Raw genomic sequence first — 21225 nt, 5'->3', positions numbered from 1 at the left:
GCGTGGCCATGCAACCCTGGTTCCCCGACGCCAAGTTCGGGATCTTCATCCACTGGGGCATCTACGCCGTCGACGGTGTGCAGGAGTCGTGGTCGTTCTTCGAGGGCGACGTCCCGCACGACCAGTACATGGCGCAGCTCGACGGGTTCACCGCCTCGGCTTACGACCCCGCCGCGTGGGCACGGCTGTTCACCCGCGCCGGGGCCCGCTACGCGGTGCTCACCAGCCGCCACCACGACGGCGTCGCCCTGTGGGACACCGCCCAGGGCGAGCTGAACGTCGCGGCGCACACCCCGGCGGGCCGCGACCTGGTCGCCCCGTACGTGGCCGCGCTGCGCGCGGAGGGGCTGAAGGTCGGGCTGTACTACGCGCACAACGACTGGAACCACCCCGACTACGCCACCACCCGCTACAGAGGCAGGCCACCGGAGCAGGAGAACAATCCGTACGCCGAGGTCCCCGAGGAAGAAGCGGACCTGGCGGCCTGGGCGCGCTATCTCGCCTACCGCGACGCCCAGGTGCACGAGCTGACCACCCGCTTCCGCCCCGATCTGCTCTGGTTCGACGGGGAGTGGGAGCGCACCGAGGAACAGTGGCGGATCCGGGAGCTGGCCGCACAGATCCGCGCGGAGGTGCCGGACTGTGTGCTGAACGCGCGCATGCTCAGCGAGGGCGACTACGCGACGCCGGAGCAGGGTGTGCCGATCGAGCCGCCGTCCGGGCCCTGGGAGCTGTGTCTGACCCTCAACGACTCCTGGGGTTTCCGGCACCATGACCAGAACTACAAGTCGACCGGGCAGCTGATCCGCTACTTCACCGAGACCATCGGCGCGGGTGGCAATCTGCTGCTGTCGGTGGGCCCGAAGGAGGACGGCACGATCCCGGCCGAGCAGATCGAGCGGCTGGAGGGCATGGGCGACTGGATCGGCCGCCACGCGGAGGCCGTGTACGGCACGGTGGCGGGCCTGCCCGCCGGACACCACTACGGTCCCAGCACCCTCGCGGCCGACCGCCGCACCCTCTATCTGACGGTCTTCGACATCCCTCGCGGGCCCATCGGCGTACGGGGCCTGCGCACCCCGGTCCGCGGGGTCCGGGTCCTCGGCACCGGCGCCCGGCTGGGCCACCGGGTCATCGGCGGCCTCCACGAGGTGCCGGGTGTGCTGTGGATCGACCCGCCCTCGGCCACCGATCTGGACGGCCACGCGACCGTGCTCGCCGTGGAACTCGACGGCGAGCTGGAGCTGTACCGGGGCTCCGGGCGCAGCTGAGAACCCCCGGGTGGAGTCGGCGGGTGGAGTCAGCGGGTGGAGTCAGCGCCGCACCTGGATCAGCGCATGGGTGCCACTGGTGCGCCAGTGGCGCTCCTCCGCGTCCAGCGCGGCCTCGGTGTCCGCGTCGAGGCCGGTGATGACGTCCGACTTCAGGGTGCGCAGCGCGGCCACCGGCCCGGGGAAGTACGCGGTGCGGTCGGCGAAGGGCGTGGTCGGGGACCACAGCCGGTCGCCGACGAGGCGACGGTAGTTCAGGTCACCCTTCAGCACGGTGAGGGTGGCGTCCGCGAACTCCCGCCGCAGATCGTCCGGCATCTCGGCGTACGGCAGCGGCGCGCAGAAGAAGTCGTGCGCCCGGACGGTGAGCCGCCCCTCCGCCATCGCCGCCCACAGCCGCGTCCCGGCCTCGCCCGCGGCGCCCTCGGCGCGCGCCAGGTGGCGCAGACAGTCGACGACGTCGGAGGTGGTGGCGTCGGACACGTAGTACGGATACGGCTTCACCTGAAGGACGACCCGCTCGGCGCGCCGGTGGCGGAGCAGATGGTCGATGAGGACGAGGTCGGGGAGGAGTTCGCGGCCCGCGTTGTCGGCGACCAGGCACAGCGTGGCCGGTGCCCCGGCGGGCAGCAGCCGCCACAGGACGTCCGCGTCGTCGGCCACCAGCGGTGCCCCGGCCGACGACGCGGCGCCGCCGGAGGAGATGCGGAAGCCGAGGTCCGCGCGGTTGCCCCAGAGCGAGCCGTGCAGCAGCGCGTCCGCGGCCTCGTCGGCGGGCCGGTCCAGGAGGTGGTCGAGCGCGGTCAGTTCCCGGGCTGCCTCGGGGGTGTCCAACTCGGCCTGTTTGAAGGGCCGGAACGGGTCGATGCCCTGCCAGGGGCCGGGGGCGAAGTAGCCGACGGCCCCCAGGAGGCGGCGGTAGAAGTAGCTTTCGATCCAGAGGAAGGGCACCTCGAACCACGAGCGGCCGAAGTACTCCTGCCCCCAGGACTGCCATCGGTCGTGGTCGTGCGCCCCCGGGTCGAGCGGGGTGACGACGCCCTCGGCGTGGTCGTGGCGCAGGGCGTCGAGCGCGCGGTGCTGTTCGGGCTCGTACGGGAAGGCGTCCCGTACCTTCTCGATGAGCGCCGGATGCCGCTCGGTCAGCACACTCCGGGCGAACGATCCGGGCTCATCGCAGAGGATCACGGGCGCGTCGGCGGGTTCGGACATGGCAGCCAGCGTTTCACACCGCGGCCGGGGACGTGCGGGTTCACCAGTGCGCGGGGCGCGCGAGGGCGGACGGCAGCCGGGTGGCGGCGTCGCCCCGGGCGGCGTTCAGCTGGGCCTGGGTGAGGAAGAGGGCACCGGTCAGATCGGCGCCGCCGAGCAAGGCGTCGCGGAGGTCGGCCCCGATCAGATCGGCGCCGCTCAGGTCGGCGCCGGTGAGGTCGGCCGCGATGAGGCACGCCCCGCGGAGGCTGGCGCCGCGCAGATCGGCGCCCCGGAGGCGGGCCCCGATGAGATCGGCTCCCCGGTGGTTCTTCTTCTTGCCCCGGCCCCTGGGCCGGATCCCGGCCCGCGCCAGTTCGCTCGTGCGCAGCAACAGCGCGTTGACGCCGTCCCGGTGGGCGGCCACGTCCAGCGCGAGGAGTTCTTCGGCGCTGCCCCGGGTCAGCCCCTCGGTGGTACGGAGCGCCTCGCGCAGCTCGTCGTGGACGGGGCGGGCCGCGGGGAGGGTGAGGGCCTCGGTGAGGTACCAGAGGAGTTCATGGAGCTGCCGCATCACGGGGAAGACGGCGAACATGCCGGCCGCGGTCCGTGGATGCGTCCGCCAGTCGCGGCCCTCGAAGGTGGCTTGGGAGACCTGCTGTCCGGCGCCGAAGCAGTCGAAGACGGTGCAGCCCGCGAAGCCCTTCTCGCGCAGCCGGGAGTGGATGCCGCAGCGGAAGTCGGCGTCCAGGTTGTGACAGGGCCGCCCGGCGGGCTTGTCGACGGCGAAGTCGGCCGAGGCCGCGAAGGGCAGGGCGACGCAGCACAGCCCGAAACAGCTGCCACAGTCGGCCCGCAGATCGGGACGGGCCTCGGATATGGGGGCCTCGGATCCGGCTGACATCGTTGTGTTCTCCCCGGGGGACGCGCACCGCCCTGGTCCCGGCGGTGCTCCTGCGAGGTCCCATGGTCCCAGGGCGGCCGCGGGACCGTCATCCCGGGATGATCAAGTCGATGCCGTACCCGGCGACCGCCAGGCAGGCGGCGAAGCACACCGCCGCGACGGCCACGGCCCACTTCTCCCGGCCCCGCCTCGGCAGGGTCCGTCCCCGGTACGGCTCACCCGCGGCGCGGGCCCAGGCGGCGATGCCCAGCGAGAACATCACGACCACCACGACGGTGATCCCCAGGCTGACTCCGACGACCCCTCCGAGGGTGCCCCACTCGATGTCCATCGCGTCCGCCTCCTCCGCCCGCTCCGCCCACTCCGCCCACGGTCCGGGGCCGGGGTCACGCCACCGGGCGCACGGTGCGCTCCGGGCGCTCGGCGACGGGCAGCTCGTTGACGTTGCCCGAGTTCACCGGGCGGCGCCGGGACAGCGCGTAGAGGCCCGCGGCCGCCGCCACGGCGATGCTCGCCACCAGGGCCACGCCCGCGTCGCCCCGGTCGGCGACCCAGGCCGCGACGCCTCCGACGGCCGCCGCCGCGGGCAGGGTGAGCAGCCAGGACACCGCGATGCGCCCGGCGATCCCCCAGCGCACCTGGGCCAGCTTGCGGCCGAGCCCGGCGCCCAGGATGCTGCCCGTGCAGACCTGCGTGGTGGACAGCGCGAAGCCCATGTGGGACGAGGCCAGGATGACCGCGGTGGCGCTGGTCTCGGCCGCGAACCCCTGCGGGGCCTGGATGTCGGTCAGCCCGCGGCCCATGGTCCGGATGATCCGCCACCCCCCGGCGTACGTCCCCAGGGCGATCACCAGCCCCGCGCTCAGCACCACCCACCACGGCGGCCCGGTGCCGTGGCCGAGCACCCCGGCGGAGATGAGGGAGAGGGTGATGACGCCCATCGTCTTCTGCGCGTCATTGGTGCCGTGGGCCAGCGCCACGAGGGAGGCCGAGCCGACCTGGCCCGCGCGGAACCCCTTGCGGACCGCCCCGCCCGCCACGCGGCGGGTGATCACGTATGCCAGATACGTGGCGAACGTGGCCACCACGCAGGCCACCAGCGGGGAGGCGACCGCCGGAATCACGATCTTCTCGAAGATCTCGGCGAACCGCACCGCGGATCCCCCGGCCCCCACCCACACCGCCCCGATCAGCCCGCCGAACAGGGCGTGCGACGAGCTGGAGGGCAGCCCGACGAGCCAGGTGACCAGATTCCACAGGATCGCCCCGACCAGCCCCGCGAAGATCATCGGCAAGGAGACCCGGCCGTCGTCCACGATGCCGTTGGAGATCGTCTTGGCCACTTCGGTGGACAGGAACGCACCGGCCAGGTTCAGCACTCCGGCGACGGTGACGGCGACCCGCGGGGACAGCGCCCCGGTGGCGATGGAGGTGGCCATGGAGTTGGCCGTGTCGTGGAAGCCGTTGGTGAAGTCGAAGGCCAGCGCCGTGATGATCACTACGACGAGCAGGAAGGATACGGACCCCATCCGGACCTCCCGCGCCGGGGTTCCGCGCGCCGCCGCACCGAACCGTCCGCAGAATTCGCTACCGTCCGTGGAATTCGCTGCCTTTCCCACGCTAAGCGCGAGTTCACCGGCCCGCCAGCGCACGTCCGCGCAAGCCCGCCCGGGCCGGGAGCACCGCCGCCGCCACCCCCAGCAGCAGACATCCGCCGGCCGCGGCCGCCACCCACGGCCAGGCCACCTCCAGCGCGACCGGGACACCGAGGGCGGTGCCCAGCCCGTGGACCATGCCGAGCAGCACGGGCGTGGCCACCGCCACCCCCAGGGCGGCGCCGAGGGCCACGACGCAGACCGTCTCGCCCGCGACGGCCAGCAGCACCTGTCGGCGGGTCGCGCCGGACAGGCGCAGGGTGTGCAGGTCGCGAGCCCGGTCCACGGTGGCGGCGAGCAGCGTGGCGGCGACGGCGATCGCGGTGTACCCCGAGGTCATGGCGGTCAGGATCAGGGTGAAGATCCGGACCAGCCGGTCGTCCTCGGCGTCGGCCGCGGCCGCGTACTCCGCCACCGGCACCTCGTGCGCGCCCAGTACGGGCGCGGGCCGGGCCGGTGGGCCGCCGGTGCGGTAGACGACGTCGGCCAGCGCCGACGGGTCGTGGGCGCGCACCAGTTCACGCGGGAGGAAGAGCTGGTACGGCAGGGAGTCGTCCGCCACCGCGAGAACGGGCAGCCGTACCGTACGGCCGTCCTCGAAGGTCAGCGCGGCGGTCCGCCCCGGGCGCCAGCCGTGGGCCGCGGCCACGGCCCGGGTGACGACGACCGTCCGGGCCCGCGGCGCGGGCGCGCCGTAGACGCGGCCGAAGCCGGGCGACACCCCGGCCGCCGACAGCGCCGAGGCACCCTGGCCGCCGTAGACCGTGGTCGACAGCAGCGCCGTTCCCCGGACCCCGGCGGCCGCCGCGTCCGACAGGCCCGGTGTGCCGCGCGGTACGACCGCCGCCTCGGCCCGCACCGCCGCGGCCCGCCCGGCGGCATCGGCGGCCGCGGTGGTCTGCACGGCGCTGGTGATCAGCGTGGCGAAGGCGACGGTGGCCAGCACGGGGGCGACGGTGGCGGAGGTACGGCGGACGGCGGTGACCATGTTCGCGCGGACCAGCAGGGCGACGGCCCCCGGGCGGCGGGCCAGCGGCCGGGTCAGCACCCCGGCCACCGGGCCGACCAGCGCCGGGATGAGCAGGGTGAGGCCGGTGGTCAGCCCCATCGCGGCGCCCAGACACAGCAGCACCATGGCGTCGGGCCCCGCGAAGGCGGTGCCGACCGCGCACGCCAGGCCCAGCGCCGCGGCCACCGTCCCGGTGACCCACCGGCGCCGGGTCATCGCGCGGCTGTCCACCTCCGCCTCGCGCATCGCCTCCAGTGGTGCGATCCCCGCCGCCCGCCGCGACGCCGACCAGACCCCGGCCAGCGCCACCAGCAGGCCCAGCACGAAGGCCGCGGCGAGGACCCAGGGCCGCATCCGGACCTCGAACCCGGCCGGCTGGAACCCCGCGTCGACGAACACCCCGGCCAGTGCGGGGGCGAGCAGAGCGCCCAGCGGCGCGCCCGCCGCGCCGCCGATGACACCCACCGTGAGCGCCTCCCCGTACAGCAGGCGCCGCAACTGCCGCGGGGTGGCGCCGATGGTGCGCAACAGGCCGAGGTCGCGCCGGCGCTGGGCGACGGTGAACGCGAAGCCCGAGGACACGACGAGGACGGTGACGAACGCGGAGAGCGCGGTCATGGCGGTGAGGACCTGGGCGCCGATCCAGCGGGTCATCTCGTCCTGCGGAGGGGCCAGTTCGTCGCGGGCGGCGCCGCGCAGCACCTCACCGGCGCCGCCGACGACCCCGCGCGCGGCGGCCGCGACCGCACCGGCGTCGGTGCCGGGCTCGAGGACCAGTCCGATGGCCCTGACCCCGCCCGCGAGTTCGGCGGCCCGGTGGCCGGTGGTCCAGTAGCCGGGGCCCTCCATCGTCCCGGACACGGTGAAGCGCCGCGGTCCGTGCGCGGTGAGCACCGTGATCCGGTCGCCGGGCGAGTGCCCGAGGGCGCGGTCCACGACGATGTCGTCGTCGGCCACCGGTGGGCCGCCCGCGCTGAGCCCGTACGAGGCGAGCGCCGCACTCGGCCAGCTGTGGCCCTGCCGCTCCCCCGCCCGCTGCCGGGTGCCCGCCGCCTGCGCGTAGAAGGACCGGTCGGCGACCGCCGCCGCGACGCCGGGGAGATCCACCAGGGCGCGCCGCAGCCGCTCGGCCCGCTCCGGGGACCACGGCGGGTTCTGCGCGAACACCCCGCCGGTTCGGGCCCCTTCGGGGCTGCGTACCAGCACCGGCGCCCCCGCCAGCCGCTCGGGCACCCCGGGGCCGCCGGACAGCAGGATCAGCGCGCTCAGTGTGATCACTGCGACGCCCATCGCCGTGGTCACGAAGGCGCCCAGGAAGGAGGCCCAGCGCTCACGCACCGTCGCCATCGGGATCATCACCACACCTCCAGGGCCGCGGTCCGTGCCGCGATCGCCTCCGCGCCGGCCGCACCCGGCAGTTCGCCTGCGAGCCGCCCGTCCGCGAGCAGCACCACCCGGTCCGCATAGGCGGCCGCCACCGGATCGTGGGTGACCATCACCACCGTCTGGCCCTGGGTGTCGACCAGTTCGCGCAGCATCCGCAGCACCGTCCGGGAGGCCCGGGTGTCGAGCGCCCCGGTCGGCTCGTCGGCGAAGAGGACGGCGGGCCGCGTGATCAGCGCCCGGGCGATGGCGACCCGCTGCCGCTGTCCGCCCGACAGTTCGCCCGGCCGGTGCCCGGCCCGGTCCGCGAGGCCGACCCGGGCCAGCGCCGCGGCCACCTCGTCCGCGGCGGGGCGGCGCCCGGCCAGACGCAGCGGCAGTTCGGCGTTCTGCGCCGCGGTCAGCGCCGGGACGAGGTTGAAGGACTGGAAGACGAAGCCGACCCGGTCCCGGCGCAGCAGCGTCAACGCGTTCTCGTCGAGCCCGCCCAGCTCCGTGCCGTCGATCAGCACCTCCCCGGACGTGGGCCGTTCGATGCCCGCCCCGCAGTGCAGCAGGGTGGACTTGCCGGAGCCGGAGGGGCCCATGACGGCGGTCATGGTGCCCCTCGCGAAGCCGATCGTCACCGCGTCGAGGGCGGTGACGGCGTGTTCGCCGGTGCCATGGCGCCTGGTCACCGAGCGCAGTTCGACCGGGACGGTGGCCCGGACGGTGGGTGTCGTGGTCATGGATCCAGCCAACCCGGCCCGGGGACGCGGCACATGGGCGCCAGGGCGAGTACGCATACTCCACCTGGCACTACCGCCGGCAGGCCAACGGCCCCGCTACCGTCGGACCCCGTGATCCCCCGTACCGTTCCCACGGTCCTCACCCGCGGCCCGCGCGGGCCGCTGCGCACCGGCCGCCCCTGGCGGGCGGTGGGTTATCTGCTGTCCGGCGGGCTGTTCGCGGCCATCGTCTACGTCGGGCTGGGCGGACTTCTCGCGGCGCCCATCGGGCTGGTGGCCCGGGTGGTCTGCGGACTGCTGATCGTGGCCTTCGCGGTCGCGCTCGCGGGTCCGTTCGAACACCGCCGGCTCACCCTCGTCGTACCCGGTCTGCCGCGCCCACCGGACACGTGGCGGACGGTCGGCTACGGCGCGGTCTCCGTGCTGGCGGTCGGCTGGGCCGACCTCGCCGTCGTCCTGGTCTCCCTGGGCATCCCCGGTGCGCTGCTCCTCACCCCCTTCCAGCCGGCCGCCGCGCCCTGGCAGACGGTCGCGGGCCCGGTCGCGGGCGCCCTGCTGCTGCCCGTGGCCGCCTGGCCCATCGGCGCGTGGGCCACGGCGCGCGCCACCGTCGCCCAAGCCGTGCTGGCTCCCCGGGACCACGAACTGCGCGAGGTGGTGCGCTCCCGGGCCCGGCTGGTCGACGCCTTCGAGACCGAACGCCGCCGCATCGAGCGCGATCTGCACGACGGGGCTCAAGTGCGGCTGGTGGCACTCACCATGAAACTGGGCCTGGCCACGCTCGCCCTGCCGCCCGGCAGCGAGGCGGCGAAGGAGGTCGGGGAGGCTCACGACCTGGCCAAGGAGGCGCTGGCCGAGTTGCGGGAGCTGATCCGCGGGGTCCATCCGCAGGTCCTCACCGAACGCGGACTGCCCGCCGCCGTACGGGACATCGCGGGCCGCTCCCCCATCCCCGTCGACCTGGACGTCGACCTTCCGGGGCGGCTGCCGCCCGCCGTGGAATCCACCGCGTATTTCGTGGCCGCCGAGGGCTTGAGCAACATGGCCAAGCACAGCGGTGCCGGCCGTGGCCGGATCGCCGCCCGGGTCCACGATGGTGTGCTGCGCGTCGACATCGAGGACGACGGGGTCGGCGGCGCCGCCCCCGGCCCCGGTACGGGACTCGTCGGGCTCGCCGACCGTATCGCCGCTGCGGACGGCAGAATGCTGCTGTCCAGCCCACCCGGCGGGCCCACCCTCCTGAGAGCGGAGATCCCGTGCCGTCCGTGCAACAGCCCCTCCGTATCGTGATCGCCGAGGACGCCGTCCTGCTGCGCGAGGGCCTGGTCCATCTGCTGGGCCGTTTCGGCCACCGGGTCCCGGCCGCCGTCGGCGACGGCCCGGGACTGCTGGCGGCCGCCCGGGAGCACCGGCCGGACCTGGTCATCGCCGACGTGCGGATGCCGCCCGGCTTCACGGACGAGGGGCTGCGGGCGGCCCGCCAACTCCAGGCCGGGCAACCGGACCTGGCGGTCCTCGTGCTCAGCCAGTACGTCGAGCAGACCTTCGCCGAGGAGCTGCTGGAGGACCGCCGCGCCGGCGCGGGCATGGGCTATCTCCTCAAGGAACGCATCGGTGACGTCGAGGAGTTCGCCGAAGCCGTCGCCCGGGTCGCGGCGGGCGCCACCGTCGTCGACCCCGAGGTCGTGCGCCAGCTCCTCGCCCGCCGCCGCGATCCGCTGGCCCGGCTGACCCCGCGGGAGCGCGAGGTGCTGGCCCTGATGGCGGAGGGCCGCTCCAACGCGGCGATCGCCCGCCGTCTCGTCGTCACCGAGGCGGCCGTCGCCAAGCACATCGCGGGCATCCTGCTGAAGCTCGACCTGCCGCCCGACGCCCCCGACGACCACCGGCGGGTCCTGGCGGTGCTCGCCTATCTGCGCGCCTGAAGGACCACTAGTGGCGGGTCAGGGACGGGCGGGTGTTCAGCGTCTCCACCTCGCTTCCGGTGGCGCGCCGATAGGTGTCGGTGATCCGGGCCAGCTCCCGCGGGCCGCGCCCGCCGTCCCGGTGCATGGCCCGGTTCGCCCGGACGACGGCCGCCGTCGCGTCGCGGCGCGCGGCCTCGTAGCGGGCCGGTCCGCTCCGCAGCCCGTCCGGCGCGGACAGCTCGTACGCCAGGACCCGGGCGTCGACGATGGCCTGGGACGCGCCGTTGGCACCCACCGGATACATCGGGTGGGCGGCGTCGCCGAGCAGGGTGACGCGGCCCCTCCCCCACGACGGCAGCGGGTCCCGGTCGACCATCGGGTACTCCAGGATCTCCCCGCTGTCGGCCAGCAGGGCGGGCACATCGAGCCAGCCGAGCGCCCAGTCCCGGTAGTACGGCAGCACATCGGCCACCCGCCCGGCGCGGTTCCAGCCCGCGTCCCCGGTGAGCGGGCCCGGCTCCGCCACCCGCACCAGACACACCCAGTTGATGCGGTCGCGGCCGATCGGGTACGCGATCAGCTCGGCGTCCCCGTCGCTCACGATGGCCGCCGAGCGGCCGGTGAGGAACGGCGCGGCCCTGGCCGTACCGCGCCACATCCGGATGCCCGACCACAGCAACGGCCCGTCGTCCGGGTGGAGTTCGGCGCGTACCGCCGAGTGCAGCCCGTCGGCGCCGATGAGCGCCTCGGCGTCCTGCTCCTCGACCGTGCCGGTGGCGCGGTCGAGCACCCGCACCCGGACGCCGTCCGCGTCCTCGGGGCCGTGCGCGAAGCCCGTCACGCGGGCTCCGGTGCGGACCGCGCCGGGGCCCAGCCGTTCCCGGACCGCCGCGAGGAGCAGCAGTTGCAGCTCCCCGCGGTGGATCGAGTACTGCGGCCAGCGGTAGCCCTGCGCCATGCCGCGCGGCTCGCTGAAGATCCGGCGGCCGTACCGGTCGGCGTAGACGTTCTCGGCGGTGGCCACACCGAGGTCGGCGAGGCCGTCGCCGAGGCCGAGTTCGGTCAGCTCGCGTACGGCGTGCGGCAGCAGGTTGATGCCGACGCCGAGCGGGCGGATCTCCCGGGCGCTCTCGACGACGGTGGCCTCGATGCCCGCGGCGTGCAGGCCGAGTGCGGCGGTCAGCCCGCCGATGCCCGCACCGGCGATGAAGACGCTCATGATGCGGAGCGGACCTCGGGACGGTCGATGACGCGCAGCCAGGTGCCGTCCGGCTCCCGGCGGACCACCTGCACCCGGCCGCCGGTGTTGTCGGAGGACGGGGTCGAGGTGAGGGCGAGGTCGCCGTAGCAGACGGTGGGCAGCGGCTCCTCCTGCCGGAAGGGCTCCGTCGTGTGGTCGAGCAGGGCCTGGCACACGGCGCGGATGGCCTCCCGGCCGACGGTCGCGGATCCCGGCGGGTACGCGAGCACCGCGTCGGGTGCGTACAGCTCGGCCATGCCCTCGGCGTCGCCCGCGTTGGCGCGCTCGACGAACAGCCGGGTCAGGTCCTCGGGGGTGGTGGCGCGTTCGCGCGTCGTCCCTGTCATGTCGGGCCCTCCTGTGTCCTTCCGTGTCCTGCTCTGCCGTGTCCTGCTCTTTTGTGTCCTGCCTCCACTCTCCGGCCGCCGGGGTCAGAAGTCCAAGAGATGGTCAGTCTGGTTGCTAGAATGAATGCTTATGGAACTGCGACAGCTCGCCTACTTCGTGGCGGTGGCCGAGGAGCGGAACTTCACCCGGGCCGCGGAGCGGGAGCACGTGGCCCAGCCCGGGGTGAGCGCCCAGATCCGGCGGCTGGAGCGGGAGCTGGGCCAGGAGCTGCTGGACCGCTCGGGCCGCTCGGTGCGGCTGACCGAGGCGGGCGAGGCCGTCCTGCCGTACGCGCGGGCGGCGCTCGCCGCGGTGGAGGGCGCGCGGCAGGCCGTGGACGAGCTGACCGGGTTGCTCCGGGGGCAGGTGGCCGTGGGGACGGTGACCTCGCACACCGCCGATCTGCCGGACCTGCTGGCGGAGTTCCACGACGCCCATCCGGCGGTGGAGATCACCTTGTCGGAGGCCACCTCGGACCAGCTCCTGGAGGGGTTGCGGACGGGGCGGCTCGACGCCGCGATCGTCAGCGTCGGCCGGGAGACGCCGCCCGGGGTCGAGATGCAGGTGCTCACCGACCAGCCGATCGTCGCGGCGGTCGGCCACGGCCACGAGCTGGCCGTCCACTCCTCCGTCTCCCTGGACACCCTGCGCGGGCGGGCCCTGATCAGCCTTCCGCCCGGTACGGGGCTGCGCACCCGGCTCGACGAGGCGTGCGCGGCCGCCGGGTTCGCGCCGCACATCGCCTTCGAGGCGAGCGATCCGGAAGTGCTGGCCCAGCTCGCCGAACGGGGACTGGGCGCGGCGATCCTGCCCGGTTCGTTCGCCGAGGCGCGGGCGGACCGGCTGCGGACGGTCCGGATCACCCGGCCGGCGATGCGCGGACGGCTGGTGTTCGCCTGGCGCGCGGGCGGGCCCAGCGGACCGGCCGGCCGCGCCCTGGTCGCCCGCGCCTGCCCCGCCCTGATCGAGCGCACCCGCCGCACCCTGGGCGCTCTGGCCACGTCCCCGTAGGGAGTGTCCTGCCGGTCACACCACGGGGGCGGCGTCCGGCCGGTGGACGATGCCGGTCAGCGGGGATGCGGTGCGCCAGCCCAGCGAGGTGTACAGCGCCCGGCCGTCGGTCGAGGCGCCGAGCACCGTGGTGGACGCGCCCGCCTCGGCGGCCGCGTTCGCCAACGTCCGCATGACCAGGCCGCCCAGACCCTTGCGGCGCTGGTCGGCCGCGGTCTCGACCTGGTCCACGACGGCGGTGTCGGCGCCCGGCGGGATCGCGATCTGCCCGCGGGCGGCGAAGCTCCCCCGGCTGTCGACGACGAGCGCGCGGACGAGACCGCCCCGGGCCCAGGTACGCAGCCGGAAGCCGTCGGGCACTGGCGCGGGGACCGGCTTCAGCGGGGCCGTCATCAGGAACCCGGGGTCGTCCAGGGTCCACCCCGGGAGCAGCCAGGGCCGCACGGTCTCCGGTGGCAGCAGCACCTTGAGCTGGGTGCCCGGCGCCGGGAACGCCGCCATCAGCTTGACGGTCAACGCCTCGTCGGCCTCGGGCAGTACATGCCGGGTGACGTGCTTGGGCAGCGCGACGTCGAAGCTGAATCCCCACTCCTCCTCGACCGGCGGCGACGCCTGACGGGAGACGATCCAGCCGTCGACCCAGGCACGCACCAGCTCCCGGTCCACCTTTTCCGCGCCCATGGATCCCCCCCACTGCGTAATAGGCTCTATGGCAGGACACACCTTACCCTTTCAAGGGCGTCTCCCGGCGTGAGACGGTCATTGACAGAGGTGAACGGCGGATCCCAGAATGGCGCCATGATCAGGAACCGGTTCGACACGACGGGACACCTTCGCGCCCCGGATCGGACCGGCTGTGAGCGCTCGGGCCTCTAGCGCCCCTCCCGGCCCTCGCGACAACCGCCCCGTGCCGCCCGGCCCCTGACCGGCCCGCCTCCTGACGCTCCGAACTGACGTTTCGGACGCCTCCGGACGCCGCTGACCACACCGAGCGCACGTCCGCGATGATCCGCACCGCATCCCGCCTGGTCTCCCCGTGCGCGGCGCGAGGGCATTTCTGCCATCCGTTCCAGCGGCTCGTCCGCCGCCGCGTCACGCATTGAGGAGAACGCCATGACCGTCATCGACACCCCGCCGAACCCGCCGGTGCTGCGCGACGCCCGCGTGCCCGCGGGCGGCCTGTACGAGGGGGCGCGTACGCTGCGCCGGTTGCCCGAGGGGTGGCAGGAGCGCCCGTACGAGCGCTTCGAGCTGGCGCCCCTGGGGCGCACCATCGGGGCCGAGATCCGCGGGGCGGACCTCTCGCGGCCGCTGGAGCCGGGGCTGCGCGAGGAGCTGAACCGCGCCCTGCTGGAGTGGAAGGTGCTCTTCTTCCGCGGCGCCCACCTCACTTCCGCGCAGCAGGGCGACTTCGCCCGGAACTGGGGAGAGCTGGAGACCAACCCCCTGCTCGCCAGCGGATCGAGCCAGGACGTGGTCCGCTTCGACAAGAGTGAGGGCGCGACCCCCACCTTCGAGAACGTGTGGCACGCCGATGTCACGTTCCGGGAGCGGCCCGCGCTCGGCGCCGTGCTCCAGCTGCGCGAGGTCCCGCCCGTCGGCGGGGACACCATGTGGGCGGACATGGCCGCCGCGTACGACAACCTGCCCCAGGAGGTGCGGGACCGCATCGACGGCGCCACGGCCGTGCACGACTTCATCCCCGGCTTCTCCCGCTTCTACGGTCCCGAGCGGCTCGCCCCGTTCCAGGACGTGTTCCCGCCCGTCGAGCACCCGGTGGTGCGCGTCCACCCGGAGACCGGGCGGCGGTTGCTCTTCGTGAACACCTCCTTCACCACCCGGATCACCGGCATGGACCGGGAGGAGAGCGACCGGCTGCTGAGCTATCTGTGCCGTCAGGCGCAGGTCCCGGAGTACCAGGTGCGCTTCCGGTGGCAGCCGGGCGATGTGGCGTTCTGGGACAACCGCGCCACCCAGCACTACGCGGTGAACGACTACGCGCCGCACCCGCGGGTGGCCGAGCGGGTGGCCATCGAGGGGGACCGCCCGTTCTGACGCGGTCGGTCCGGACCGTTCGCGGCGGCGGGGCTCCCGGCCCGTGTGCCCCGTCGCCCGGGTCTGATGCCCCGCTGCTCGGGACCGATCAGGATGCGGGGATATCGGCGCGGCCATGGCCAAAGCTGAGGTATACCGTTACCGGGGCAATGGGTTGACGGTCCTTGCGGACCACGAGACAGAGGCCGGGCTGTGGCAGGGGGCCTCGGAGGTTACGGGTGCGATACCGGGTCCTTGGTGCGCTCGAGCTGTGGGACGGTGACCAATGGACGTCCCTCGGCCCGGCGAAGTGGCGGATGCTGCTCGCGGTGCTGCTCTGCCACGCCAACCGGACCGTCCCGGCCGAACGGCTCCTGGACGAGCTGTGGGGCGAGGGCCAGGCGCCGCAGAGCGCGGCCAAGTTGCTCCAGACGTATGTCTCCCGTCTCCGGCAGAGCCTGGGTGACGCGTCCGGCGGAGCCCTGATCACCGACAAGCAGGGCTACAAGGCGCACGGCTACCGGCTGGTGGTGGAGGCGGCCGACTTCGACGCGCACCGGTTCGAGCAGCTGGTCGAGGAGGGGCGGCGGGGGCTGGAGCGGGAGGCCGAGTCCCCCGAGGACGCCGCCGAGCGGCTGCGCGAGGCGCTGGTGATGTGGCGCGGCACGCCGTTCGCGGACGTGCCCCCGACCCCGTCCGTGGAGGCGGAGACCACCCGGCTCGGCGAACTCCGGCTCCAGGCCGTGGACGCCCGTATCGACGCCGATCTGCGGTGCGGTCGGCACGCCGACGTCCTGGGCGAGCTGGAGGCGCTGACCGCCGAGCATCCGTACCGCGAGGGGCTGCGCGGCCGCCTGATGCTGGCCCTCTACCGCTCCGGGCGGCAGGCCGACGCCCTGGCCGCCTACCGCGATCTGCACCGGCTGCTGGCCGAGGATCTCGGGGTCGAGCCGATTCCGCCGCTCCAGCGGCTCCAGCAGCGGATCCTCACCGCGGACGCCTCCCTGCTGGAGCCACCGGCCCCGCGCAAGGAGGAGGAGCGGCCCACCGCCCCGGCCGCGCGCCCGGCCGCCCGGGGCCCTCGCCAACTGCCGCCCGCCAGCCAGGCGTTCACCGGACGCCATGGCGAAGTGGCGGTGATCCAGGCGCTCCTTGACCAAGTCGACCAGGGCGACCAGGGCGATGAGAGGGATGCAACGGGCGAGCGGGGCGACGACGGCGGGTCCGGGCGCCCCGTGGTGATCGCGGCCATCGACGGCACCGGAGGCGTCGGCAAGTCCACCCTGGCCATCCACGCCGCGCACCAGCTCGCCGAGCGGTTCCCGGACGGCCAGCTCTACGTCGATCTGCACGGCACCACCGCCGGGCTCTCGGCCCTCGAACCGGCCGAAGTGCTCGGGCGGTTCCTGCGCGCCCTCGGCGTGGACGGGTCGAGCGTGCCGGGCGACACCGACGAGGCGTCGGCCCAGTTCCGCTCGCTGGTGGCGGGCCGTCGGCTGCTGGTCATCCTCGACAACGCCGCCTCCGTGGACCAGGTCCGTCCGCTGCTGCCCGCCGGGCCCGACTGCGCCGCGCTGGTGACCAGCCGCGAGATGCTGACCACCCTGGAGGGCGCCACCCATCTGCATCTGGACGTCCTCCCCCACGACCAGGCCGTGGCGCTGCTGGAGCGGATCGTCGGGGTGGAGCGGGTGCGGGCCGAGCGCGCGGAGGCCGAGGAGATCACCCGGCTGTGCGGCCGTCTGCCGCTGGCGCTGCGGATCGCGGGCGCCCGGCTGGCCGCCCGCCCGGCCTGGCCGCTGCGCACCCTGGTGTCCAAGCTGACCGACGCCCGCGGCCGGCTGGACGAACTGCGCTTCGGCGACCTGGCCGTGCGTACCAGCTTCGAGGTGAGCTACGACGCGTTCCGGCTCGGCGGGCGCTCCGACGACGCGGACGCGGTACGCGCCTTCCGGCTGCTCAGCACGGTGCCCGGGCAGGACGTGAGCCTGCCGGTGGCGGCCGCGCTGCTGGACCATCCGGCCGACCGCACCGAGAACGCGCTGGAGCGGCTGGTCGACGCGCAGCTGCTGGAGAGCCCGGACTCGGACCGGTACCACATGCACGATCTGCTCCGGCTGTTCGCCTCGGAGCGGGCCGAGCAGGAGGAGCCCGAGTCCGCGCCCGCGGCGGCGCTGGAGCGGGCGATGTCGGCTTACGTGGCCACCACCCAGCGGGCGGTCACCCTGCTCGACCCGCAGCGGCCCTGGCCCCGGCATCCGGTCGAGGGCCCCGTGGTCCCGCTGCGGGACCACGCGGAGGCGGAGGTGTGGCTGAAGGCCGAGGCGGGCAATCTGCTGGCCGCCGTCGCCCACGCCGTCACCCAGTCCGACGCGCTCGCCCGGCTCGGGATCCGGCTGGCCCAGGCCCTCCAGTGGTTCCTGTATCCGCGGGCGCACGCCCAGGATCTCCAGACGGTCAACGAGCTGGCGATCGGGGCCGCCCGGCGGCTGGGCGACCTGGAGAGCCAGGCGTGGGCGCTGGACCATCTCGCGGGCGCGCACTGGCTCCAGCACAGTTACGAGGAGATGCGGGCCACCCTGGAGTCGGCGCTGGAGATCTGGCGCGCCATCGGCCATCAGCGGGGCGAGCAGCGGTCGCTGTGCAACCTGGCGGACGCGCTGTCCGAACTGGGGCTGTTCGAGGAGGCCATCGGGGTGCAGCGGCGTCAGCTCGCCCTGGCCCGGGACACCGGGGACCTGGCGGCCGAGGTGATCGGCCTGGGCAACCTGGGCCGCGCCCACCGCGGTCTGGGCCGCTCCGAGGAGGCGCTGACGTGCTTCAAGGAGAGCCTGGAGCACGCCCGGCGGACCGGCGACGTCCACCATCAGGGCTTCGCGATGTACGAGATCGGCATCACGTACATGGAGCAGGGGAAGTTCCCCGAGGGCCGGGCGCACCTGGACGAGGCGCTGCCGGTGTGGCAGCGGCCGGGTACGTACGAGAGCTGGCGCGGCCACACCTGGAGCGGGCTGTTCCCCGCCTGTATGACGCTCCAGATCGGCCCCGGCCCGCACTGAGGCGGCGCCGGGGGCGCATACCCGGGCCCGGTTGTTGCGTCCGGGGCCCGGTGGTGACGTCCGGGGCCCGGTGGTTACGGCTTGCGGGCCACCCCGCCGTACGCCCACACCCGGCTCGGGTCGTGTTCGGCGCCGATACCCGGGCGCCAGGCGGCCAGTTGCACCAGGCCCGGGTCGAGCAGATCGAGGCCGTGGAAGAAGCCCATGATTCCGGCGTGGTCGCGCGGGGCCGCGGTCACCGGGCTGAGGCTGAGCGGCGCCCAGTCCCGGTCCTCGGGGGTCTCGTCGGTGAAGTCGCCGGTGACATGGGAGAGGACCAGACAGCTGCCGGGCGCGGCCCACTCCATGAGCCGGGCGACGACGCCGTACGGATCGTCCTTGTCGTCGAGGTAGTCGAGGATGAAGGTGAGCACGATCCCCACCGGCTGCCCGGGGTCGAGCAGCCGGCGCACCTCGTCATGGGCCAGGATCTTGTCGGGCTCGCGCAGATCGCCACTGATCATCGTGGTCCCGGGGACCGCCAGCCGGGCCTGTCCGTGGCTGGCCACGATGGGATCGTTGTCGGCGTAGACCACCCGGGCCCGGGGGTTCACCGCCTGGGCGATCTCGTGCACGTTCGGGGCCGTGGGCAGTCCCGAGCCGATGTCCAGGAACTGGCTGATGCCCTCGTCGGCCAGCTCCGCCATCGCCCGCTGGAGGAACCGGCGGTTGGCCAGGGCGGTGTCACGGATCTCCGGCGCGATCCGCAGGAAGCGCTGGGCCTGCTCGTAGTCGGCGAGGTAGTTGTCCTTGCCGCCGACGAGATAGTTGTAGACCCGCGCCGGGTTCGCCTGATGGCCGGGATGGCGACCGTGGTCGACCGGCTGCCACTCCACCGTGGTGAGCCCGATGCCGGGCCCGCTGCTGTTCATCCGAGATTCCCCTGCCCTTGGTCCTGCCTCGCCCTGCCGCTCGCCGGATCCGTCACCGCGGATGCGGTGCCGGGCCAGGGCGCCAGGTGACCGTGTCACTGGGCCCCGGTTCCGCCCAGGCGACCGGGGCCCGTGACCAGAGGTGGAACGGCAGGTCGACGTCCGCGGACACCCGGCTGAGCTGCCCCCAGGAATACGCGTGGGAGTGGACGACCGCGGCCTGGAGCGCCGCTTCGAGGCAGGCGCGCGCGGTCCGTTCCGCCCGGCAGGTGCCGCTCGGACCGGAGCCCTCCACCCCGCCGGAGACCTGATAGGTGCTCCAGGCGTAGAGGGGTTCGTCCTCGGTGTGCGGTTGCGGTTGCTGCTGCTGCTGATCGACGTTCACGGGCCCTCTCCAGACGCATCTCCACCGGCGGGGCTTGGCGATGCGTCCAGCATCGGAGAGGGCGGATTACCGGCGGTATAGCGGCGGTAAAGCGGTATGCCACGGCGCTATACCGGCCGGCACGTGCGGGACCTACGGGGAGTTGCGGGGCGTACGGGAAGGGGTCACTCGGCCGCGAGCCAGGTCAGCACCTCGCGGTTGATCCGCTCGGGCTGTTCCAGGTGCAGGAAGTGGCCCGCGCCGTCGACCAGTTCCACCTTGGAGCCCGCCGGGAGGTGGTCCTTGGCGCTGTGGACCACGTCGGCGCCGATGCAGCCGTCGTCGGTGCCGTGCAGGAAGAGGATCGGCCGCTCGCCGGTGGAGGTGATCGCCTCCTGCTCCGCCGCGTACGCCGGAACCTGGCGGGTCGGGTCGAACAGGGCCTTGTAGTAGCCGATCGCGGCGGCGAGGTGGGCCGGGTCCTTCAGGCTCTCCTTGACGTGCGCGATGTCCTGCGCGGAGTCGTGGTAGCCGGGCGACCAGTCGCGCCACAGTCCGTCGATGAGCGCCATGTCATGGGCCGCGGCGCCCGCTTCGGCCAGCGGGGTCTGGAACAGGAAGATGTAGAACGAGCGCTTGAACTGGCCGTAGTCGTAGTTGAAGAAGTCGGCCAGCACGCCGCCCAGCGGGGGCACCGACATCGTCACGGCACGCCGCCAGCGCTCGGGGGCGTGGGCGGTGGCGCCGTAGGCGGCGATGGCGCCCCAGTCGTGGCCGATGAGCACGGCGTCGCCGTCGGCGCCGAAGGCCTCGTGCAGGGCGTTGGCGTCGGAGGCTATCGCCCCCGCCTGGTAGGCGCCGTCGGCGGGTATGCCGGTGGGTGCGTAGCCCCGCATGAAGGGGGCGACGGCGTGGTAGCCCGCGTCCGCGAGGGCGGGCAGCAGATGGCGCCAGGAGTGTGCGGTGTCGGGGAAGCCATGCAGGCAGAGCGCCAGCGGGGCGTCCGCCGGGCCCGCTTCGAGATAGCCGAACTCGATTCCATTTGCGGTGATGCTCTTGACCTGTGTCACGCTCAGCGATGCTAATTCACCGTCAGGAACACGTCCACGCACCGAATCGGGGGATTCCCTCACCGACCGATGATCCGGCTGCGCGGTGGCCGCGAGGGTGGCAGACTGCGCGCTGTCACGCGCACCAGCCCGGCCGAGGGAGGCCCCCATGACCAGCCCGACCAGCTCCGTCGCGGACCACCACGAGGCCATGGTGCACCGCGGGTTCCTCTACCGGGACGAGGGGGAAGTGGTCGACGTCTGCGTGCCCTTCCTGCGCGAGGGCCTCGAGGCCGACGACGCGGTGGCCGTGGTGGCGGCCAAGTCGAACATCGCGGCGCTGCGGGACGCCCTCGGGCAGGACGCCCCGGCGGTGCAGTTCGAGGACGCGCTCAGCTGGTACCAGCACCCGGTGAAGACCATCGCCGCGTACGACTCCTTCGTGAAGGCCGAGTCGCCGCGCCGGGTCCGGGTGATAGCCGAGCCGGTGTGGCAGGGCCGCACTCCGCTGGAGGTGGTGGAGTGGGCGCGCTACGAGTCGATCGTGAACGCCGCGTTCGCCCACTCCGGCGCCCGCGCCATCTGCTGTTACGACCGCCGCGTGCTGCACCCCGAGATCATCACGTACGCGCGCCGGACCCACCCCGAGATCATCGACGGTCAGGGGCCGGAGCAGAGCCTGGAGTACACCGCCCCCGGCCCGTTCAGCGCCACCTGCGACCGCCGGGCGCTGACGCCCGCTCCGGCGACGGCCGAGCGGCTGCCGGTCGAGGGGGCCGATCTGGACGCCGTGCGCGTCTTCATCGCCGAGCGGGCAGGGCGGCTCGGAATGGGCCAGGAGCCCTTCCGCAACATGGTCGCCGCCGTCGCCGAGGTGGCGAACACCGCCATCCGCCATGGCAGCGCCCCGGCGGAGCTGCTGGTGTGGACCCAGGACGGCGATCTGGTCTGCGAGATCGCCGGGCCCGGCCACTGGTACCCGGACGCCCTGTGGGGCTTCACCCCGCCGGAGGGGTCGGATGCCGGGTTCGGGCTGTGGGGCGTCCGGATGCTGTGCGACGTCGTCCAGATGCAGGCGGACGCGGACGGCACGCTGATCAGGCTGCGCAGCGGGCTGTAATC

The 21225-nt window shown here is 73.9% G+C and carries 19 protein-coding genes; 7 read left to right on the top strand and 12 right to left on the bottom strand.

Going from position 1 to position 21225, the window contains the following annotated elements:
- Positions 1–2: 2 nt before the first annotated feature.
- Entirely contained in the window at positions 3–1271 is a 1269-nt protein-coding gene (locus tag HYQ63_RS40360) for an alpha-L-fucosidase (protein WP_179938908.1), read from the top strand.
- 42 nt (positions 1272–1313) lie between these two features.
- On the opposite strand, the gene HYQ63_RS40355 is transcribed toward HYQ63_RS40360, so the two are convergent.
- From HYQ63_RS40355 to HYQ63_RS40330, 6 genes are all read right to left on the bottom strand, one after another.
- A complete protein-coding gene (locus HYQ63_RS40355) occupies positions 1314–2483 on the bottom strand; it encodes a damage-control phosphatase ARMT1 family protein (RefSeq protein WP_179938906.1) in 1170 nt (389 codons plus the stop codon).
- Positions 2484–2523: 40 nt separating this feature from the next.
- On the bottom strand, positions 2524–3366 hold the full coding sequence (locus HYQ63_RS40350) for a pentapeptide repeat-containing protein (protein ID WP_179938901.1): 843 nt from the start codon (positions 3364–3366) through the stop codon (positions 2524–2526).
- Between the two features lie 88 nt (positions 3367–3454).
- A complete protein-coding gene (locus HYQ63_RS40345) occupies positions 3455–3697 on the bottom strand; it encodes a hypothetical protein (protein WP_179938899.1) in 243 nt (80 codons plus the stop codon).
- Between the two features lie 55 nt (positions 3698–3752).
- Complete coding sequence (locus tag HYQ63_RS40340) at positions 3753–4895, bottom strand: inorganic phosphate transporter (RefSeq protein WP_179938897.1); 1143 nt, start codon at positions 4893–4895, stop codon at positions 3753–3755.
- Positions 4896–4998: 103 nt separating this feature from the next.
- Entirely contained in the window at positions 4999–7386 is a 2388-nt protein-coding gene (locus HYQ63_RS40335) for an ABC transporter permease (RefSeq protein ID WP_179938895.1), read from the bottom strand.
- Positions 7386–8141, bottom strand: a complete 756-nt coding sequence (locus HYQ63_RS40330) for an ABC transporter ATP-binding protein (protein ID WP_179938893.1) — start codon at positions 8139–8141, stop codon at positions 7386–7388. The genes HYQ63_RS40335 and HYQ63_RS40330 overlap by 1 nt, the downstream gene beginning before the upstream one ends.
- Positions 8142–8252: 111 nt before the next feature.
- Between HYQ63_RS40330 and HYQ63_RS40325 the strand changes: the two genes are divergently transcribed.
- Positions 8253–9431 (top strand): sensor histidine kinase, encoded by a 1179-nt coding sequence (locus HYQ63_RS40325; RefSeq protein WP_257232476.1) that lies wholly within the window; start codon positions 8253–8255, stop codon positions 9429–9431.
- Positions 9407–10066 carry a response regulator transcription factor gene (locus tag HYQ63_RS40320; RefSeq protein ID WP_179938889.1) on the top strand — a complete coding sequence of 220 codons (660 nt, stop codon included), beginning with the start codon at positions 9407–9409 and terminating at the stop codon, positions 10064–10066. The genes HYQ63_RS40325 and HYQ63_RS40320 overlap by 25 nt, the downstream gene beginning before the upstream one ends.
- Positions 10067–10073: 7 nt before the next feature.
- Here the strand turns inward: HYQ63_RS40320 and HYQ63_RS40315 are convergent, their stop codons facing one another.
- Together HYQ63_RS40315 and HYQ63_RS40310 are read right to left on the bottom strand one after the other, a co-directional pair.
- Positions 10074–11267, bottom strand: coding sequence for a flavin-dependent oxidoreductase (locus tag HYQ63_RS40315; RefSeq protein WP_179938887.1), 1194 nt, complete (start codon positions 11265–11267; stop codon positions 10074–10076).
- Positions 11264–11635 (bottom strand): SgcJ/EcaC family oxidoreductase, encoded by a 372-nt coding sequence (locus HYQ63_RS40310; protein ID WP_179938885.1) that lies wholly within the window; start codon positions 11633–11635, stop codon positions 11264–11266. Before HYQ63_RS40310 ends, HYQ63_RS40315 begins: the two co-directional genes overlap by 4 nt.
- A gap of 130 nt (positions 11636–11765) precedes the next feature.
- Between HYQ63_RS40310 and HYQ63_RS40305 the strand changes: the two genes are divergently transcribed.
- The gene (locus tag HYQ63_RS40305; RefSeq protein WP_179938881.1) at positions 11766–12686 is read left to right on the top strand and encodes a LysR family transcriptional regulator; all 921 of its coding nucleotides are present in this window, start codon (positions 11766–11768) and stop codon (positions 12684–12686) included.
- Positions 12687–12701: 15 nt separating this feature from the next.
- Here HYQ63_RS40305 and HYQ63_RS40300 read toward each other — a convergent pair whose 3' ends face one another.
- Positions 12702–13367 carry a GNAT family N-acetyltransferase gene (locus tag HYQ63_RS40300; protein WP_179938879.1) on the bottom strand — a complete coding sequence of 222 codons (666 nt, stop codon included), beginning with the start codon at positions 13365–13367 and terminating at the stop codon, positions 12702–12704.
- A gap of 432 nt (positions 13368–13799) precedes the next feature.
- On the opposite strand from HYQ63_RS40300, the gene HYQ63_RS40295 reads away from it, so the two are divergent.
- Positions 13800–14741, top strand: coding sequence for a TauD/TfdA family dioxygenase (locus HYQ63_RS40295; protein WP_179938877.1), 942 nt, complete (start codon positions 13800–13802; stop codon positions 14739–14741).
- Between the two features lie 218 nt (positions 14742–14959).
- Positions 14960–17779: an AfsR/SARP family transcriptional regulator gene (locus HYQ63_RS40290; RefSeq protein ID WP_179938870.1), complete on the top strand. Its 2820-nt coding sequence runs from the start codon at positions 14960–14962 to the stop codon at positions 17777–17779.
- 74 nt (positions 17780–17853) lie between these two features.
- Here HYQ63_RS40290 and HYQ63_RS40285 read toward each other — a convergent pair whose 3' ends face one another.
- From HYQ63_RS40285 to HYQ63_RS40275, 3 genes are all read right to left on the bottom strand, one after another.
- The gene (locus HYQ63_RS40285; RefSeq protein WP_179938869.1) at positions 17854–18690 is read right to left on the bottom strand and encodes an SAM-dependent methyltransferase; all 837 of its coding nucleotides are present in this window, start codon (positions 18688–18690) and stop codon (positions 17854–17856) included.
- A 52-nt stretch (positions 18691–18742) separates the two neighbouring features.
- A complete protein-coding gene (locus HYQ63_RS40280; protein WP_179938868.1) occupies positions 18743–19075 on the bottom strand; it encodes a hypothetical protein in 333 nt (110 codons plus the stop codon).
- A 164-nt stretch (positions 19076–19239) separates the two neighbouring features.
- A complete protein-coding gene (locus tag HYQ63_RS40275; RefSeq protein ID WP_179938867.1) occupies positions 19240–20124 on the bottom strand; it encodes an alpha/beta fold hydrolase in 885 nt (294 codons plus the stop codon).
- Positions 20125–20272: 148 nt separating this feature from the next.
- On the opposite strand from HYQ63_RS40275, the gene HYQ63_RS40270 reads away from it, so the two are divergent.
- Entirely contained in the window at positions 20273–21223 is a 951-nt protein-coding gene (locus tag HYQ63_RS40270) for a sensor histidine kinase (protein WP_179938866.1), read from the top strand.
- Positions 21224–21225: the final 2 nt, after the last annotated feature.

Origin of the sequence: Streptomyces sp. Rer75 (genome assembly GCF_013414305.1) — a bacterium.
Classification (GTDB): Bacteria; Actinomycetota; Actinomycetes; order Streptomycetales; family Streptomycetaceae; genus Streptomyces; species Streptomyces himastatinicus.
The sequence above is the reverse complement of the archived record's forward strand: the minus strand, read 5'-3'. Positions and strand labels throughout refer to the sequence as shown.

What these genes read in the sequence shown, in the direction of transcription:
- HYQ63_RS40305 (WP_179938881.1), top strand. Translation starts at nt 11,766, where the DNA reads ATGGAACTGCGACAGCTCGCCTACTTCGTGGCGGTGGCCGAGGAGCGG.
- HYQ63_RS40270 (WP_179938866.1), top strand. Translation starts at nt 20,273, where the DNA reads ATGACCAGCCCGACCAGCTCCGTCGCGGACCACCACGAGGCCATGGTG.
- HYQ63_RS40300 (WP_179938879.1), bottom strand. Translation starts at nt 13,367, where the DNA reads ATGGGCGCGGAAAAGGTGGACCGGGAGCTGGTGCGTGCCTGGGTCGAC.
- HYQ63_RS40310 (WP_179938885.1), bottom strand. Translation starts at nt 11,635, where the DNA reads ATGACAGGGACGACGCGCGAACGCGCCACCACCCCCGAGGACCTGACC.
- HYQ63_RS40295 (WP_179938877.1), top strand. Translation starts at nt 13,800, where the DNA reads ATGACCGTCATCGACACCCCGCCGAACCCGCCGGTGCTGCGCGACGCC.
- HYQ63_RS40330 (WP_179938893.1), bottom strand. Translation starts at nt 8,141, where the DNA reads ATGACCACGACACCCACCGTCCGGGCCACCGTCCCGGTCGAACTGCGC.
- HYQ63_RS40315 (WP_179938887.1), bottom strand. Translation starts at nt 11,267, where the DNA reads ATGAGCGTCTTCATCGCCGGTGCGGGCATCGGCGGGCTGACCGCCGCA.
- HYQ63_RS40335 (WP_179938895.1), bottom strand. Translation starts at nt 7,386, where the DNA reads ATGATCCCGATGGCGACGGTGCGTGAGCGCTGGGCCTCCTTCCTGGGC.
- HYQ63_RS40345 (WP_179938899.1), bottom strand. Translation starts at nt 3,697, where the DNA reads ATGGACATCGAGTGGGGCACCCTCGGAGGGGTCGTCGGAGTCAGCCTG.
- HYQ63_RS40355 (WP_179938906.1), bottom strand. Translation starts at nt 2,483, where the DNA reads ATGTCCGAACCCGCCGACGCGCCCGTGATCCTCTGCGATGAGCCCGGA.
- HYQ63_RS40340 (WP_179938897.1), bottom strand. Translation starts at nt 4,895, where the DNA reads ATGGGGTCCGTATCCTTCCTGCTCGTCGTAGTGATCATCACGGCGCTG.
- HYQ63_RS40350 (WP_179938901.1), bottom strand. Translation starts at nt 3,366, where the DNA reads ATGTCAGCCGGATCCGAGGCCCCCATATCCGAGGCCCGTCCCGATCTG.
- HYQ63_RS40285 (WP_179938869.1), bottom strand. Translation starts at nt 18,690, where the DNA reads ATGAACAGCAGCGGGCCCGGCATCGGGCTCACCACGGTGGAGTGGCAG.